Below are 17,378 nucleotides of genomic sequence, written 5' to 3'. Positions count from 1 at the left end.
CGATGGTGAAAAAGAGCAGTGCTTCGACAAGCTCAGCACGAACGGGATGAGAGGGCCTCTTTGTGGCTTCGTGGCTTTGTGCGAGCCAAAATCGCAACTTCGCGATTAAAGCTGGTGCCCCGTCCGGTCGCGCTTCGTGGCGAGATAGTGCTCGTTATGCGGGTTCGTCGGCAGCGCGAGCGGGATGCGTTCGATCACCGCGACGCCTTCCTTCTCCAGCCGCGCGACCTTTTCGGGATTGTTCGTCATCAGCCGGATGCGCGGGATGCCCAGCAATTCCAGCATTCGTCCGGCGATCGCGAAATCGCGCGCCTCGACCGGAAAGCCGAGCCGCAGATTGGCGTCGACCGTGTCATATCCCTGATCCTGCAGCGCATAGGCGCGCAGCTTGTTGACCAGCCCGATCCCGCGCCCCTCCTGCCGCAAATAAAGCAGCACCCCCCACGGCGCGTCGGCCATCGCGTGGAGCGCGGCGTGGAGCTGCGGTCCGCAATCGCATTTGAGGCTGCCGAGTACATCGCCGGTCAGGCATTCGCTGTGCAGCCGCACGACCGGCGGCTGGCCGTCGCGCTTGCCGATGATCAGCGCGACATGGTCCGAGGCTTCCTCGGGGCTGCGAAAGGCGACGATCTCGGCGCTTTCGCTCGCCTCGACGGGCAAGCGCGCCCGCGCCGCGATTTCGAGCCGTGCCGGGTCGAGCAGCGCGGCGACGTCGTCGGCGCTGGCTTCGGTTTCGGCCTCGCCTGACGCTGCGCGCACGAAGAAGGCGGGGAGCAGCCCCGCGTGCCGCGCCATCGTCATCGCGGCCGCTGCGGCGGTCTCGCCGCCGGTAGGCACGGTGCGGAACGGGCCTTTCAGCGGATGTGCAAGATCGAGCGCGGGGTCGGCGATGGCGAGTGCTGCGGCGACGCTATCGGCGGCATCGGAAAGCCGCACCGGCCCCGGCGTCGCCGCTGCGCGCTGGTTGGTGAGCTTCAGCGTCACCGCGCGCTCGCCCGAGATCAGCACGTCATGGCTGTCGAACGCCGCCAGCGCTGGATCGCGCGCGCTTTCGACCGCGATCAGGTCGAGCGCGCCTTCGGTCGCGATCACGCGGAACGGCCAGCCCCGGCGCAGCGCATCGATCGCGCGCGCGGCTCTCCGGGCGCCCATGTCCTTTAGCGCATCGCTCAAATGGCAAACTCCGTCACTAGCGGAATATGGTCCGACGGCCGCTCCCAGCTCCGCGCCGGCTGCACCACCCGGTGCGAAACCGCTTTCGGGGCCAGGTCGGGGGTCGCCCACATATGATCGAGCCGGCGGCCACGGTTCGACGCTTCCCAATCCTTCGCGCGGTAGCTCCACCAGGTATAGAGCGGCGTCGGCGCCGCAACGAAATGGCGGCCGAGGTCGACCCAGTCCGACGCCGCCTGCAATCGTGCGAGCGTTTCGACCTCGATCGGCGTGTGGCTGACGACGTCGAGCAGCGCCTTGTGGTTCCAGACGTCGCTTTCGAGCGGGGCGACGTTGAAGTCGCCGGTCAGGATGGTCGGCGTATCGACGAGCGCGCGCGACCAGTCGGTCATGCGGCCGAAGAAATCGAGCTTCTGGCCGAATTTGGGGTTGAGGGTGCGGTCGGGGATGTCGCCGCCCGCGGGGATATAGACATTGTCGAGCCGGACCCCCGACGGCAGCGTGACGCCGATATGCCGCGCCTCGCCGTTCGCCTGCCAGTCATATTTGCGGACGTCGGTCAGCGGCAGCCTGCTGACGATCGCGACGCCATGGTGCATCCGCTGACCGTTGGTGACGATATGGGTATAGCCGAGCTGCTCGAACATGCCCTTGGGGAACAGGCCGCATTCGACCTTCGTCTCCTGCAGGCAGAGGATGTCGGGGGCTTCTTCGCGCAGGAATTTTTCGACGATGCCGATTCGTGCGCGGACGCTGTTGATGTTCCAGGACGCGATGCTTGTCATGCCGTCGGCTCTATCGAGGCCGGATGCGGTTCGCAATGGCGCCGCCGCGCAAATGCGAGGTCGCACCGGCGGCTAGCGAGCGGTTGCGGACGCCCGGCCTCTCCTAACTTTGTCATCCCCGCGAAAGCGGGGACCCAGAGCGTGCGTCGGCTAACCCCACACTGGGTTCCCGCTTTCGCGGGAATGACGAAGATGGGGAATGGCCGCTCCCCACCCCAAAGGCGACACCTGCCCTCGGGTTGCATATTCATGCACCGGGATGCTCGGCTTGTCGGTGCGGGAATCATAAACCCCCGTTCCAGGGGCGGTGGAACGGGGGTTCAAGGTCAGCGTTCGTCACGCTCTTGAATGAAGACACCGGGCGATCCGGATGGGGCAACAGGGGGAAACCCAAAAACCGGAGACCCGTTGGCGCCTTCGAGAGTTGAAATAGCCGCCTTTCCCTGTCGCCAAGCTGAACAAGCGCCGCTTCGCCGTCGTTCGTCGGTCAGGGAAGGCCGTTCGTCGATGGCCCGGCGATCACTTGCGCTTGCGTGGGCGCGGGTCGGTCCATTTGAACGCCGAATCGGCGACCGCGACGTTGAACTTCTGGTTGCTGAGGTCGATGCGCGTGCGGTTGTTCTGCGAATCGAGCGCCACCCAGCCGCGCAGGCGAAGCCCCGCCGGCGACGCCCCGTCGCGGACGAACACCATGGTGATCGTGCCATATTCGGGGCGTTTCGGGTCCTTGACCTCGACGCTCAGCACGTCGCCGCTGCCGGTGGGCAGCACCTTGGCATATTTCGACAGGTCGCGGTCGGGGTCGAGCAGCGCGCCGAGCGGCGAATTCTTGACCGGCCAGCTCTGCACCTGCTTCACCTGATAATCGATCATCGTCAGGCGGCTGCCGTCGCCGACGATCAGCAGCGGCACATCTTTCTGATACTGGAAGCGGATCTTGCCGGGGCGCTTCAGCGTCAGCTTGCCGGTCAGCCGCTGGCCGTTGCGGTCGGTCTGGACGAAATCGGCGGTCATCGAACTCGTCGACTTGAGATGCGCCTGCACCGACGCCAGCGCGTTCGCCGACTGGGCAATGGCGGGGGCGGCGACCGCGAGGCCTGCCGCAGCGAGCGGCGTCAGCGTCCAGGCGGCGGCGCGGGTTGAAAGTGTCTTGAAGATCATACTGCTCTCATCTTGTTTATCTGACCAAGTCTTGGGGTCTTGGCATTGAACGCGCCCTGAATTGCCGTTTCATCTCCCCGTCATCCCGGCGAAGGCCGGGATCTCACCATATCGTCATGACGCATCGGCGAGATCCCGGCCTGCGCCGGGATGACGATACGAGGAAGGCGATATTCAATCCCCCTATCGCGGCTGGCCATATTGGTCAGTCAGCACGTCGCGGCGGCCGACATGGTTGGGCGGGCTCACCAGCCCCTCCTCCTCCATCCGCTCGATCAGGCGCGCGGCGCTGTTGTAGCCGATGCGGAGCTGCCGCTGCAGCCAGCTCGTCGAGGCCTTCTGGCTTTCGGCGACGATCTGGCAGGCCTTGGCATACATACGGTCCTCGGCGCTGTCGCCGCCTGCGGGGGCGCCTTCCATCGCGAAACCGCCGTCCTCGGGGTCCTCGGTGACGCTCTCGACATAGTCGGGGCGGCCCTGGCCGCGCCAGTGATCGGCGACCGCGCGCACTTCGTCGTCCGACACGAACGGGCCGTGAATACGCGTGATCTGCTTGCCGCCGGGGACGTAGAGCATGTCGCCCTTGCCGAGCAGTTGCTCGGCGCCCGCCTCGCCCAGGATCGTGCGGCTGTCGATCTTCGAGGTGACGTTGAAGCTGATGCGCGTCGGCAGATTCGCCTTGATGACGCCGGTGATGACGTCGACCGACGGGCGCTGCGTCGCGAGGATCAGGTGGATCCCCGCCGCGCGCGCCTTTTGCGCGAGGCGCTGGATCAGGAATTCGACCTCCTTGCCCGCGGTCATCATCAGGTCGGCGAGCTCGTCGACGACGACGACGATCTGCGGCAGCGGCTGATAGTCGAGCGCTTCCTCCTCATAGACCGGCTGCCCGGTGTCGGGGTCGTAGCCGGTCTGGACACGCCGCCCCAGCGATTTGCCCTTGGCGAGCGCGCCGCGCACCTTGTCGTTGTAGGAGGCGAGGTTGCGCACCGACAGCGACGACATCATCCGGTAGCGGTCCTCCATCTGCTCGACCGCCCATTTGAGCGCCCGGATCGCCTTCTTGGGCTCGGTCACCACCGGGGCGAGCAAGTGAGGAATGTCGTCATAGACACTGAGCTCCAGCATCTTCGGATCGATCATGATCATCTTCACCTGGTCGGGGCCGAGGCGATAGAGGAGCGAGAGGATCATCGCGTTGAGCCCGACCGACTTGCCCGATCCGGTGGTGCCCGCGATCAGCAGGTGCGGCATCGGGGCGAGGTCGGCGATCATCGCGTCGCCGCTGATATTCTTGCCGAGGATGATGGGAAGCGCGCCGTTCTGGTCCTGGAACAGCGCGCTGCCGATGATCTCGTGCAGCACCACCGCCTCGCGATTTGCGTTGGGGAGTTCGATACCGATCACCGTGCGGCCGGGAATCGGCGCGATGCGCGCCGAGAGCGCCGACATGTTGCGCGCAATGTCGTCGGCGAGGTTCGAGACGCGGCTCGCCTTGGTGCCCGGCGCGGGTTCGAGCTCGTACATGGTGACGACGGGGCCGGGGCGCACCGCCGTGACGACGCCCTTGACCTGGAAATCCTCGAGCACCGATTCAAGCAGCCGTGCGTTGCGTTCGAGCGCCGCCTTGTCGATCTGTCCGCTCCGCCCCTCAGGTGCAGGAGTGAGCAGGTCGATCGAGGGAAGCTGGTAATTGGTGAACAGCTCGGTCTGCGGCTTGGCCCTGGGCTTCGACGGCGCGGTGCGCTCGACCGGATCGGCGATCTCGGGCGGGGCGCGGTCGCTCGGCTCGGCGCGCGGGCGCGGGCGGATCACGCGCTCCATCAGATTGGGGGCCTTGGTCCCGACCTCGACCGCCTTCGCCGGTTCGACGACGCGGCTGCCTGCCGCCGCGGGTAGCTTGAGCCGCGACGCCCAACCCTTTTCGAGCCGCAGCGAGCGAAAGGCGAGCCACAGGCCGAGGATCACCAGGAACAGGATCGCGGCGACGCGCGCGAGCGCCGCGCCGGGTTCACCGGCGAGCGCGAAGAGCGGGGTGATCGCGCCGCCGACGACGAGCGCAATGATCCCGCCCCAACCCGCGGGCATCGGCGAGCCGCTCGCGGGAGCCCAGAGTTCGGCGCCCAGTCCGACGAAGAGGATTCCGGCAAAGCAATAGGTGAGCTGGCGCAGCCAATAGGGTTGCGGCTCGCCGCTCCATAGCCGCCATGCCATGACGCCGAGCAGGGGCAGCAACAGGATGATCGGCGCGCCGCCGATCGACAGGCCGAGGTCGGCGAACCAGGCGCCTGGGCCGCCCATCCAGTTCGCGGCGTTGCCGTTTGCCGCGGTGTTGAGCGCCGCGTCGGTGCTGTCGTAGGTGAGGAAGGCGAGCGTCAGGAACAGGGTGAAGGCGGCGAGCGCCACCGCCGCCGCGATCACGAGCGACCGGGCGATGCTCTGGCGGAAAATCGTGCGCCAATCGGCCTTTGCGGCGATGGGCTTGCGGCTGGCCATGCTGGAAACGGTCCTCAACTATTAACCACGGCGATATGCACACGGGGCGGACTCGCCGTCAAGCAGCCCCTCGGCGAGGCGTGCAAGCGTGCACGATATTATTCCGAAGTTCAGGAAAGTTCAGCCCAATGCGCGCGTCGGTTCGGGTCTTGCGGCGTGCTGGACGCGCCGCGCGATGGCTGCACCGCAAACCGGCTAGCGACCGTTTTTGTTCACCAAATAAAAGAGCCGGATGAAGGCTGACACAGCTGGATAATGTAGGAAAGGCCTATTTGAAGCCGATGTCGGCTTCGGGGTGGGGAGCGGACGTTGAAGGATGGCGCTCCTTTCCCCTCCCGCAAGCGGGAGGGGCAGCGAGACTTACGAACTTTGTTCGTTAGTCGCAGCGGGGTGGGCCATTGCACCGTCGCTGCCCACCCCCGACCCCTCCCGCCTGCGGGAGGGGAGAGGAGCGGCCGCTTCCGGTCGTTTTCAGACGTTCCTCTCTCTTTCGGTCAAACGCCGTCCTTTTCATCCTGCCCCAAAACGCGCTAGGGCGGGTGCATGACCGAACCTCTGCGCAGCGATGTTCTGATCTCCGGCGGCGGCCTCGTCGGACAGGCGCTGGCCCTCGCCCTCGCTCGCCACGGCCTGTCGAGTCAGATCGTCGATCCCGCCGATCCGGTGGCGACGACCGCGCCGGGCTTCGACGGCCGCGCCTCGGCGATCGCGAGCGCGGTGTGGCGGATGTTCGAGGTCATCGGCATCGCCGACCGGCTGGCCGATCACGGCTGCCCGATCCGCGCGATCAAGGTCAGCGACGGCGGGCAGGCTGGCGAGCTCGATTTCGTCACTGCCGAGGATGCCCCGGCCCTGGGGACAATGGTCGAGAATCGTCGCCTTCGTCTCGCGCTCGCGGCGGGGATCGCAGAAGCGCCGCTCGTGCGGCTCTTCGCGCCCGCGAAGGTCGTGGCGCGCGACGTCGGGCCGCATGGCGTGACGCTGACGCTCGCCGACGGGACGCAGCTCGCGGCGCCGTTGCTGATCGTCGCCGAGGGTCGGCGCTCGCCGACGCGCGACGCGGCGGGGTTCAGCATCGCGAACTGGTCCTATCATCATCACGCGATGATCGGCGCGGTCGCGCACGCCAGGCCGCACGATCACGTCGCGCACGAAATCTTCTTCCCCTCGGGGCCTTTCGCGCTGCTCCCGCTCGTCGACGACGAGCAGGGGCGGCATCGCTCGGCGTTCGTGTGGACCGTGTCCGAAAAGGACGGGCCGGGCTTCGCCAAGCTCGGCGACCGCGGCTTCACCGCCGAGCTCGAAAAGCGCGCGAGCGGGCTGCTCGGCGCGATGGAGCTCGTCGCGCCGCGCATGACCTATCCGCTCGGTTTCCATCACAGCGCGAAGATCGTCGCCGACCGCATCGCGCTCGTCGGCGACGCCGCGCACGGTATCCACCCGATCGCGGGGCAGGGGCTCAACCTGGGTCTGCGCGACGTCGCGGCGCTGACCGAGGTGCTCGTCGAGGGCGCGCGAATCGGGCTCGATCTCGGCGACGCGGCCTTGCTCGCGCGCTATCAGCGCTGGCGCGGGCTCGACAATCTGATGGTCAGCCTCGCGACCGACGGCCTCACCCGCCTGTTCGGGATTCCGGGCAAGACCGCCTCCGCCGTCCGCCGCGCCGGGCTCGGCGCGGTGCAGCGCATGCCGATGCTCAAGCGCTTCTTCATGGACGAGGCGCGCGGCGAGGCGGGCGACCTGCCGCGCCTGCTGGCGGGCGCCGAAATCTGACCCGATCGTCGGTCCCGTCCGCGCAGGGGCGACGGATATGTATTTATACCTAGCCGCCCGGCACGTCGCCGCTAACCATCGCAGCCTATCCCCTGTCCTGCGGGCAACTGGGCCCGCGCAGGATGGGGAACGACCATGTCGGCCAAAAGCGACGCCCTCGAAGATGCTGTCACCGAATTGATCCAGACGCGCACCGCGCTCGAAGCAGCACCGGGAGCGCGCGCGCGAGCGCGCGTCGACCGTGCTTTCCAGCATCTTTTCGCGCAGGTCGCGCCGCGCATCCGTTATTTCACCCGGACCTACGGCCTCGCCGACGCCGCTGACGATGCGGCGCAGGCGTGCGCGATCGCGCTCCACCGCGCCGCCGAACGCTACGATCCGTCACGGGCGCTTTTCACCACCTATGTCAATTGGCAGATCCGCGCCGAATTGCAGGCGCTGCGCCTGCGACTCCATGGCGATCAGCGCTGCGCCGGCCGGCGCGCGGTGGGTGCGACGCTGTCGCTCGACGCGCTGGCGGACGAGGGTGTCGATGACGGGCTTGTCGATCCCCGCGCTGAAGCGGCAACCGAGCAGGCGGCTGCCGACGGTCTGGCAAATCTTGTCGCTGATCGACTCGTTGCCGGCTGGGCGATGCGGCGCGAAAAGGCGCTCATGCGCACCCCGCGCGGCGCGGCGGCGCCCGCACGGGTAGCGGCGAAAGTAAGCGAAGAAGGCGCGCTGGTACGCCGCCAACTCACTCACACCGAAGCGCTGATCGAACGGCTCGGCGAAGCCGATCGCCATATCGTGCGCCGGGCCTTCGCCGACATGGCCCGCATGGTGGGCGCCAAGCCGCATTGAGCCGGTACAGAGGGCTACTGCAGCGTCGCGCGCCCATCGTCGCCGTCGAAACGGCCGAAGAATTGCATCATCTGCACGACCAGCTCGGCGCGCGCGTCGATCGGGCTTGTCTCGAGGAGTGCCTGCTTCGCCGCCGCGTCGAACGGCGCGACCTGCGCGATGCCGTTGACCAAAGTCGCGTCGTCGAGCTGGCCGACCGAATCCCAGTCGACGACATAGCCCTGCCGCGCCGCGAAGCGCTTCGCCTCGCGTTCGAGGCTCGCGCGCTCGATGCTCGACAGCACGGCATCCTCTTCGGCCTCGACCTCGATCTCGGCTTCGACCTGCCGGAACGGCGTCGTGACGTCGAGCTCGCGGCGGACGCGGAAGCGCGCGACGCCTTCGAGCACCAGATTGAAGCGACCTTCATCGAGCGCCTCGACGTCGACGATGCGCCCGACACAGCCGACATCGTAAAGCGCGGGAGGTTCGCGGGCTTCCTCGCCGGGGATCTGGCGCGGCTGGATCATTCCGATCTGGCGGTCGCGCGCGAGCACCTCCTGCACCATCGCCTTGTAGCGCGGTTCGAAGATGTGGAGTGGCAGGTGCAGCCCCGGAAACAGCACCGCGCCGGGCAGCGGAAAGATCGCGATCCGCTGGATGGTGAGGGGTGCGGCTTCGGTCATGGCGCGTCAGCCGAACAGGATCAGCGACAGGCGGCGGCGCTGCGCCGCGACCCACGGGTCTTCGAGGCCCACGGCTTCGAACAGCGACAGCAGTTTGGCGCGCGCGGCGCCGTCGTTCCATTCGCGGTCGGCGGCGACGATGTGGAGCAGATTGTCGGCGGCGGCATCGCGCTGCCCGGCGCCGATCTGCGCCGCGGCAAGGTCGAAGCGCGCCTGATGGTCGTCGGGGTCCGCCGCGACCGCGGCCTCGAACCCCGCAAGCTCGCCCGCATCGGGAGCGTCGGCAGCGAGCGCAAGCGCGCTTTTCGCCTGCGCGATCGCAGGGTCGGCGGCGATCTCGGCAGGCACCGCATCAAGCGCCGCCTGGGCGGCTTCGGTGTCGCCCGCCAGCAGCAGCGCGCGGATCAGCCCGCCGTGCGCCGCGGCATTGTCGGGCGCCATCTCGACGATCTGCGAAAAAATGCCCGCGGCGCGCGGCCCGTCGCCCTCGGCCAGCACGCCCTCGCCCATCTCGATCACCGGCGCGATCTCGACCGCGCGGGCGCTCGCCTCGCTCTCGATCGGAAGCTGCGCGAGCAACTGGTCGAGTAGCGCCTTGAGCTGGCTTTCGGTCCGCGCATTGGTCAGGTTGGCGACCGGTTGGCCCTGAAAGATCGCATAGACGGTCGGGATCGACTGGACCTGGAACTGGCTGGCGATGAAGCCGTTCGCATCGACATCGACCTTCACCAGGACGACGCCCTTGTCGGCATAATCCGCGGCGACCTTTTCGAGCACCGGCGCAAGCTGCTTGCACGGCCCGCACCATTCGGCCCAGAAATCGAGGATGACGAGGCTTTTCATCGACGGATCGACGACGTCGCGGCGGAAGGCTTCGACGGCTTCCTTCTCTTGCGGGTTCAGACCGAGCGTGGCCACGGTGATGATGCTCCTTAGTATATACGCATGAGCCCGGCGCGCTTCCGCATGGGCGAAAAAGACTCTTCACGCGCTTATGTGGGATTTGGCGCGCCAATGCCAATCCTTCGCGGAAAAAGCGCAAACAGGGCTTGCCGACTCCGAAAGCCGGTGCTAATCGCGCGCCTCACCCGCTGGGAGCGACCCGTTTCCAGCCGCCAGAGCGGGCGTAGCTCAGGGGTAGAGCACAACCTTGCCAAGGTTGGGGTCGAGGGTTCGAATCCCTTCGCCCGCTCCAGTTTTTCCTACAAATTCAGCCATTTAAGCGGCGCGGCGTTTGGCGCCGCGCGATGCGTATTTCGCTGGGCTACCACCGGGCTACCACGCTGCGAGCCGTCTATCTTTGTCGGGCGCCGTGTTTTGGTAACCGAGCAAGTGTTTGTAATTGGCTCTCCTTCGCCGCTGTATTATCTCTTGCCCGAGGAGAAGCCGGTGGATGACCGAACAGAAGTATTGCCGCTTCGCAGAGTTGCGGCCCGCTTCATCAACACGAATGGGCAGACTGGCCTTGCTGAGCTCGATCGCATCGCGGCGGATGCCTCACGCGTCATTCAAAAGAGATACTGGCTCTTATCCACCACATCTGCGGCCGCCGCTTTCGCGACTGTTATTATCTTGCTTCCTTGGCTCGCTCTCACTCTGAATCAGGCGCCCGGAGCCGATGCCATCGGGCTGACCGGTTTGGGTTGTTTTGGTTTAATGATGGCGGCTGGCGCCTCGTGGCGCGTTTTTCAGTATGGCGGTATGAAGGCTGCCACGCCCCAGAAGCCGGTTTATGCGGACCCCGAAGACCCGGCCGTCCGAAATTTGGAGCACCTGTTCGCCATCCTCCAACTCGAATCGTCACCGCGCGCCTTTTACTTCGCTCGAAACGGCGCGCGCCGCTATGTCGATCATCGCTACTTCTTCGGCAAACTTCGTGCTGCGCATGTGGCCAACGACAGCACGATCCGCAACGCCCTCTTCGGGCCTGTCGGTTTCTGGTTCGCCCGGGAATTGTTCCTTGAGGCGGACGTCGACAAACTGATCGCTGACGCCAAGGCCAAACCCAAGCGGTCTGGCGTGCCCAAGAAGTATGATTACACCGGCGCGATCATCTCGCTGATAGACCATCCCAAGGTGCGCGCGCTCGACATCACTAAAAAGAGCGGAAATCAGAAGGTGATCATAGGCCTACTAGTGCATTGGTATATCGGCAGGCGGCTTGATGTCCCTAGCGACACCCAGCTTGCAGGTTACGCAAACGATATTCTGGGAGCGATCAAAAAAAATCGCTCTTCTGATTCCTAGCCTGAATTACCAAGGAATAACGCTTTTGCGTAGTTTCTGGTCGAAACCAATTGCCGGGAAACTCCCCAACCGGCTGAAATAGGCGCTTCTGCACACCGTTGGGAATGTGGGCGCTTGCGTGCAAATGAACCTGTCGCCCGCCGCATCGCGGCACTCGAACGGAGGCGACAATGGATGAACTCGCATATTCGATTAACCGTACAGCGAAGGCGCTCGGCGTCGGTCGCAGCACGATCTACAAGCTCATCAAGGCCGGACAGGTCGATGCCCTCAAGATCGGGACGCGGACGCTGATCACCACCGAGTCGATCAGACGGCTGACCCAAGCTCAGGCTTAGGCCTTATCCCCTGGAGGGCGACACATCGCCCACCATCCCACCGACACATCCCATTTTATTGAAAGGACACCGCATGTCCATTCTGCGCAAAGCCGCCGACCAGCTCTCCAATTTTTTCCGCTTTGACCACAAGGTCACCCTGCGTTTCGCCGTCGATCGATACAACGCACCTTGCGTAGTTCCGCTGATCGAGAAGCTGATCGCTGACGGTGAAGACGGAGATACCTACCGGTCCGCGCTGGCTGCGTGGAACCGGGCAGAGCGCCCGCCTCTCGCTCTCTATGACGGCGAAACGAGCTTTTGCCGAATCGATGGGCCGTACCAGTGGGCAGGCAATCATGTTTTCCCGCTGGGTGGCCTCGTTCTCAGCTCCGGCGTTACTGCTCACCTCGATCCTTATCAGGCGAGCGATCTTCATTTTCAAATGCGGGCGGCGATCGAGCGGGCGATTCAAGCGTGGATTGCGGATAATGGTTTGCGCGAGTGCCCGATGACGCCGGTAGCCTTTGATCGCGAGGCTGCCGATCGCAAGGCCAAGACGATGATCGCGGCAAGGGGCGACATCTTCGATCAGGATCGCATGGTTGCAGCCCCCCGCAAGGAGGGCTCGGATCATGTCTGAGACGACTGCTTTTGAGGCGATGTCGCTGGGCCGCGATGCTACGCATCGGACCCGTAATTTGGATACACACCTCACGCACGGGTGCATCCAGCTTTTTCGCCACTTTTCGAGAGTACGATTAGACTACAGGGAGTTCCGCCTGCGTCAAAGCGGCGGTTTCCCAGGCGTTTTCGAGACTGCTACCCGCACTCTCGCGGGGATGGCGCGATGAGGACGACCCAATACACCGTCCGCGTGCCGACCGCCGTCGACAAGGCCATGCAGAAGCTCGCTGCCCAGCAAAATGTCACCCCCTACGAAATGCTCCAGCGTTGCGTGAAGGCCGGTGTCGCCGCCGAGACGAAACCGCCAGTTGCCGATGACGGGTCGCGTGAACTTGTCGCCGAGGTCGCATCGATCAGCACCCGTCTCGCCGATGTCGAGCGCATGCTCGACCGCACCTTGTTCACAGCGTGCGCAGCTTATTGCTATGCGCGCAGCGCGGCGATGGGCGACGAAAAGACCGACGAGGTCATCAGCGCCGAGACCAACCGGGCCTATGACCGGCAGCGCGCCGCGATGGCGGAACGGCCATGAGCGAGCTTCATGATCGCCGGCTCCATGCCGAGACGCTGCGGCGTCATCTTCGCTACAGCCAGACGCGGCGGTTCAAACGGCAAATTGCGATCATGCTTTCGTCAATCGCGCTCGGCGGTCTGGCCGCCCCCTATCTGATGCTCGATCCGCGCATCGTTCAGGACACCGGCACTCATTATCATGCCAAGATGCTCGCTTGGTTTGCGGCCGGCTCGGGCGGCGATCCCGGGATGGTGATCCATTACGAGGGGGCGGACTATTTGACGCCCGCCCGCACAGTCGCGACCGATCCCTATTGGGTTCGCCGGGCAAGCATCACCAAGTCATTTGTCATGCGCGGCAGCTTGCTCGGATTTGCCGCATGGCTGTCGGGCCTGTTCCTGCTTCGCGGTGTCGCGGCACGGCGACGCGAACGCGCGCTCCGGGATCGCGTCATCGGCGGCACCAAGGTGACCACCGAGAAGGAACTCGCGAAGCTCGCACGACCCGAATCCGGCACGCATCCGCTGGCGATCGGCCCCGTCCCCTTTCCCCGCCGCCTAGAAACCCGGCACATGGCGATGGTCGGAACCACCGGCAGCGGCAAGACGACGGTGCTGCGCCAAATGCTCGACGGGATTGCGGCGCGCGGCGAAGCGGCGCTGGTCTACGACACGAGCGGCGAGTTCATCGCCCATTATTACCGGCCCGAGTGCGGTGACATCATCCTCAATCCGTTCGATGCCCGCTGCGTCTATTGGTCGCCCTTCGCCGAGATCGCGCATCCGGCCGACGCTGATCGTATTGCGCAGCAGCTCATTCCCGATACCGGCGACAAGGACAACGACGTATGGCTGGAGACGAGCCGTATCCTCGTCGCCAACATGCTCCGGGAATTGTGGAAGGAGAAGAAATGCACGCTGCCGGACCTGCTTGAAGCGCTGCAGAAGTGGGACAAGGACAAGCTCAAGACCTGGCTGAAGGACACATCGTCGGCCCGCACATTCTCCGACGATGCCGACCGGGCCACCGGCAGTGTGCTCTTCATGCTCGCGAAAGCCGCGAACCTGATACAGTTCCTTCGGATGCCCGAGGAAGGCGAGAAAGCCTTCGCCTTCCGCGATTTCATAACCCGCCTCGACGAACGGAAGGGCGCGAAGCCGTGGATCTTCGTACCGCGCAAGGAGGAGCATTTCGCAGCGTCGAAGCCGCTGCTCGCCTGCTGGCTTGAATGCGCCGCAAGCGCCGTTCTCGGGCTTTCACCGTCGTCCGAGCGGCGCATCTGGTTCCTCCTCGACGAGCTCGCCGACCTCCCTCGCGTCGACAACCTTGCACGTCTGCTGCCTGAGGGCCGCAAGTTCGGCGCGGCGGTCGTTATCACCTTCCAGGCAATAGGCTTGATGCGGCATCGCTACGGCAAGGATCTGGCCGAATCCATGCTCGGCTGCTGCAACACCAAGCTCTTCCTCCAGATGACCGAAGGCGAGTCACGCCAATGGGCGAGCGACACGATCGGCACCTGCGAAGTGGAGGTCCATACGATGAGCGGCGGGTTCGGCGATGGGGACGACAAGCCCAGGATAACGCTCGGTCGGCAGCGCAAGGACCGCCCCGCCGTGTTCGAAAGCGAACTTCGCCTCCCGCGCCACGAAGGCTATTTGCTTTTCCCCGACGGGTTCCCGGTCGCCCGCATCTCGCTCACCGCCGATCATATTGCGCGACGTGGCGAGCCGAGACAACCTGCTTTCGTCGAAGCGGACCCTGAGACAAGCCTGTGGCATCGATCATTGGCACCTCAACCGGAAACGCCGAATGATCCGGCGCAAGCAGCGACCGAGAAGCCGAAGGCAAAGAAGAAACCGGCGGCTCCCCCGGCCGATCGGGATGATGGGCCGATCTGATGGTCGCATCCGTTTCGGCGCTGACCAGCTCGGCGCAGGCCAGCAGCTACTATGAGGCCGACGACTATTATGCCGAGGGCGGACTGTCGCCATCGGAATGGCATGGCAAGGGCGCCGAGGAGCTTGGGCTGTCGGGCGATGTCGAGCGCGAGCGCTTCCGCGAACTGCTCAACGGAAAGGTCGGCGACCAGCAGCTCGGCACGGTCCGCGACGGACAGCTTGAGCATCGTCCCGGCTGGGACGTGACCCTCAGTGCCCCCAAGTCGGTGTCGATCATGGCGGAGGTTGCGGGCGACCGACGGTTGATCGAGGCGCATGGCGAAGCGGTGAAGGCAGCGCTCGCGCATGTCGAAACCCATATGGCCGCGACGCGGGTTCGGCACGGCGGTGCGGTGAATCGCGAGGCGACCGGCAATCTTATCGTCGCGAGCTTCCAGCATGGGACCAGCCGGGCACAAGATCCGCAGCTCCATACCCATAATGTCATCATGAACGCGACGCGGGGTGACGACGGATCATGGCGCAGCCTTGAACCGCGCGCCGTCTATCAGCTCCAGAAGCAGATCGGCGCGATCTACCGGCAAGAGCTGGCACTCAAGGTTCGCGAACTCGGCTATGAGATCGAGGCCGGCAAGGAGTCGATGTTTGAGATCAAGGGTGTCTCTACCGAGGTCATGGCCGCGTTCAGCACCCGCAGCGCCGAGATCGAAGCCGCGCTGGGCGAGCGCGGCACCTCGCGCGAAGAAGCCAGTGCGGCCGAGAAGCAGGTCGCGGCGCTCGACACGCGGCAGGCGAAGGTCGCGGCCGATCAGGCTTCCTTGGTCGCGGAGTGGCGCGAGACCGCCGACCGGGCGGGGTTCGATGCCAGCGCGCGTCTTGCACTCATTCGAAACGCACAGGCCACCGCCACGCGTGGGGCGGGAATTTTGGAGCGGACCGACACAGTCGAACGCGTCGTCGCCCATGCCGCCGACAAACTCGGCGAGCGGCAGTCGGTCTTCTCGGTAGCGGCCCTGCACGAGGAAGCGGGACGTGTCGGCCTCGGAAAGGTCGGCTATGCGCGGATCGGGCAGGCGATCGAGGCGGCAATCGCGCGGGGCGACCTAATTGATCGCACCTTTCTGGATCGGCGCGGTGCAGAGTTCGCCGGGCTCACCACGCGGCAGAACATCGAAGCGGAAACTCGGTTGCTTCGCATTGAGGCAGCCGGGCGCGGAGCCTTTGCACCAATCGCGTCACCGCTCGCGGCGGCGAAGGCAGTCGCCACCGCCTCACGACAGGCCGAGCGCAACGGCTTCGCCTGGAATGCCGATCAGCGCGCGGCCACCGAGCAGCTTCTGACCAGCCGCAACCGGATCACCGCGGTGCAGGGCTATGCCGGCACAGCGAAGACCACGACCGTGCTGGCGACCTTCGCCCGCGAAGCGGCGGCGCGCGGGGTATCTGTCGTCGCGCTTGCCCCAACGGCATCGGCGGCGATGGTACTCGGCGAGGCGCTGGGAACGCGCGGCGATACGGTCGCGCGCCATATGCTGTCGCCGGGACATTCCGCGTCCGATCAACCCGCAGCGTGGATTGTTGACGAGGCTTCGCTGCTTTCTGCCCGAGATACGGCGCGGCTGTTCTCTCTGGCCCAAAAGCACGATGCCCGCATCGTCCTCGTCGGCGACGTGAAGCAACTTGGATCCGTCGAGGCTGGCGCGGCATTCGCGCAACTTCAGACCGCTGGCATGGAAACCGCCAAGCTTGGCGAGATCGTCCGTCAGACCAATGCGGCTACGAAGGGCGCTGTGTTGGCGTCGATCGAGGGCGATGTGAAGAAGGCCCTGGCCGCTCTCGATCGCGGTGGGGGCGCGATCATCGAGGGTGCGGACCGCACCGAACGCTTTGCCGCCATCGCCGAGCGCTATGTCGGACTCGACAAGACCAGCCGCGGTCGCACGCTCGTCATCGAACCTTCGCGCGAAGGCCGCGACGCATTGACCGCCGATATTCGTAAGGCGCTCGGCCGATCGGGCGCGCTTAGGGGACCGGCTGTGGCCGTCGAAAGCCTCGTCAACAAAGGACTGACCCGCGCCGAAGCGGGCGACCCGCTGAGCTATGATAAAGGTGACGTGGTCCGCTTTACCCGAGATTATGCCGACAAGGGCGTCGCGCGTGGCGAGGCGTTCCGGGTGGAAGGCTTCGATCCGGCCAAGGCGTCGGTCGCATTGCGATCGGAGGACGGGCGCGAGGTAGATTGGCGTTTGCGGCAATGGGGTGCCGGCAACGTGCAGGTGTTCGAAGCGCAGCGTCTTGAGCTGAGGGCCGGGGACATCATCCGGTTCACGCGCAACGATCGCGAGGTCGGCAGGGTGAACGGCGCGCGCGCGGAGGTGACGGCGGTCGATGCAGAGGCAAAGACGGTCACTGTGCGGGGTACGCGGGGTCAGGTTCAGACGCTAGAAGTCGATGCCGCCCGCGATCGGCATATCGCGCATGGCTATGTCGACACCGCCTTTGCCGCTCAAGGTCGCACTGCCGATCATGTCATCATTCATGCGGACAGCCGCGCTACCAATCTCGTCGACCAGAAAAGCTTCTATGTTTGTATATCCCGCGCGAAGCAGTCGGCCACGATTTTCACCAACGACCGCGCAAAGCTGGTGTCGGCGATCAACGAACGCGCCGGGACGGTCCAGACCGCGATCGCACACACTGCCCTTCCGCAGCCGGTTGCCGCGAAGACAAGCGCGTCCGGATTGGCGCAAACTCTGGCTTCAAAATTCGGGGCCGGGCTTTAGTCCTTGCCAAACCGTATGATCTTGCCGAAGATTCTT

General features: G+C 65.3%; 14 protein-coding genes and 1 tRNA gene. 9 read left to right on the top strand and 6 right to left on the bottom strand.

All coding sequences use genetic code 11. The features are described from left to right. Window positions 1–105: 105 nt before the first annotated feature. From ribA to NP825_RS20470, 4 genes are all read right to left on the bottom strand, one after another. Entirely contained in the window at window positions 106–1,152 is a 1,047-nt protein-coding gene (gene ribA / locus NP825_RS20485) for a GTP cyclohydrolase II (RefSeq protein WP_257551573.1), read from the bottom strand. A gap of 17 nt (window positions 1,153–1,169) precedes the next feature. Then, window positions 1,170–1,958 carry an exodeoxyribonuclease III gene (locus NP825_RS20480; protein ID WP_257547184.1) on the bottom strand — a complete coding sequence of 263 codons (789 nt, stop codon included), beginning with the start codon at window positions 1,956–1,958 and terminating at the stop codon, window positions 1,170–1,172. A 519-nt stretch (window positions 1,959–2,477) separates the two neighbouring features. After that, window positions 2,478–3,119, bottom strand: coding sequence for an outer membrane lipoprotein carrier protein LolA (locus tag NP825_RS20475; protein ID WP_257547182.1), 642 nt, complete (start codon window positions 3,117–3,119; stop codon window positions 2,478–2,480). A gap of 183 nt (window positions 3,120–3,302) precedes the next feature. Next, complete coding sequence (locus NP825_RS20470) at window positions 3,303–5,615, bottom strand: DNA translocase FtsK 4TM domain-containing protein (RefSeq protein WP_257547180.1); 2,313 nt, start codon at window positions 5,613–5,615, stop codon at window positions 3,303–3,305. A 543-nt stretch (window positions 5,616–6,158) separates the two neighbouring features. Between NP825_RS20470 and NP825_RS20465 the strand changes: the two genes are divergently transcribed. Together NP825_RS20465 and NP825_RS20460 are read left to right on the top strand one after the other, a co-directional pair. Further along, the gene (locus NP825_RS20465) at window positions 6,159–7,388 is read left to right on the top strand and encodes a UbiH/UbiF/VisC/COQ6 family ubiquinone biosynthesis hydroxylase (RefSeq protein WP_257547178.1); all 1,230 of its coding nucleotides are present in this window, start codon (window positions 6,159–6,161) and stop codon (window positions 7,386–7,388) included. Between the two features lie 135 nt (window positions 7,389–7,523). Further along, window positions 7,524–8,231, top strand: a complete 708-nt coding sequence (locus NP825_RS20460; RefSeq protein ID WP_257547176.1) for a sigma factor — start codon at window positions 7,524–7,526, stop codon at window positions 8,229–8,231. A gap of 14 nt (window positions 8,232–8,245) precedes the next feature. On the opposite strand, the gene NP825_RS20455 is transcribed toward NP825_RS20460, so the two are convergent. Together NP825_RS20455 and NP825_RS20450 are read right to left on the bottom strand one after the other, a co-directional pair. Next, window positions 8,246–8,896 carry an LON peptidase substrate-binding domain-containing protein gene (locus tag NP825_RS20455; protein WP_257547174.1) on the bottom strand — a complete coding sequence of 217 codons (651 nt, stop codon included), beginning with the start codon at window positions 8,894–8,896 and terminating at the stop codon, window positions 8,246–8,248. A 6-nt stretch (window positions 8,897–8,902) separates the two neighbouring features. Continuing rightward, window positions 8,903–9,814: a tetratricopeptide repeat protein gene (locus NP825_RS20450; RefSeq protein WP_257547172.1), complete on the bottom strand. Its 912-nt coding sequence runs from the start codon at window positions 9,812–9,814 to the stop codon at window positions 8,903–8,905. 202 nt (window positions 9,815–10,016) lie between these two features. On the opposite strand from NP825_RS20450, the gene NP825_RS20445 reads away from it, so the two are divergent. From NP825_RS20445 to mobF, 7 genes are all read left to right on the top strand, one after another. Next, window positions 10,017–10,091 (top strand) — tRNA-Gly (locus NP825_RS20445). A gap of 176 nt (window positions 10,092–10,267) precedes the next feature. Beyond that, a complete protein-coding gene (locus NP825_RS20440) occupies window positions 10,268–11,143 on the top strand; it encodes a hypothetical protein (RefSeq protein WP_257547170.1) in 876 nt (291 codons plus the stop codon). Between the two features lie 170 nt (window positions 11,144–11,313). Continuing rightward, window positions 11,314–11,481, top strand: coding sequence for a helix-turn-helix domain-containing protein (locus NP825_RS20435; RefSeq protein WP_257547168.1), 168 nt, complete (start codon window positions 11,314–11,316; stop codon window positions 11,479–11,481). 73 nt (window positions 11,482–11,554) lie between these two features. Then, entirely contained in the window at window positions 11,555–12,103 is a 549-nt protein-coding gene (locus tag NP825_RS20430) for a hypothetical protein (RefSeq protein ID WP_257547166.1), read from the top strand. A 207-nt stretch (window positions 12,104–12,310) separates the two neighbouring features. After that, the gene (locus NP825_RS20425) at window positions 12,311–12,679 is read left to right on the top strand and encodes a hypothetical protein (protein WP_257547164.1); all 369 of its coding nucleotides are present in this window, start codon (window positions 12,311–12,313) and stop codon (window positions 12,677–12,679) included. Beyond that, the gene (locus NP825_RS20420) at window positions 12,676–14,559 is read left to right on the top strand and encodes a type IV secretion system DNA-binding domain-containing protein (RefSeq protein ID WP_257547162.1); all 1,884 of its coding nucleotides are present in this window, start codon (window positions 12,676–12,678) and stop codon (window positions 14,557–14,559) included. Before NP825_RS20425 ends, NP825_RS20420 begins: the two co-directional genes overlap by 4 nt. Then, on the top strand, window positions 14,559–17,342 hold the full coding sequence (gene mobF, locus NP825_RS20415) for a MobF family relaxase (protein WP_257547160.1): 2,784 nt from the start codon (window positions 14,559–14,561) through the stop codon (window positions 17,340–17,342). The genes NP825_RS20420 and mobF overlap by 1 nt, the downstream gene beginning before the upstream one ends. The last annotated feature ends 36 nt before the right edge of the window (window positions 17,343–17,378 follow it).

Source organism: Sphingopyxis sp. DBS4, assembly GCF_024628865.1.
Taxonomy (GTDB): domain Bacteria; phylum Pseudomonadota; class Alphaproteobacteria; order Sphingomonadales; family Sphingomonadaceae; genus Sphingopyxis.
This window is presented reverse-complemented; position numbering and strand designations above follow the sequence as displayed.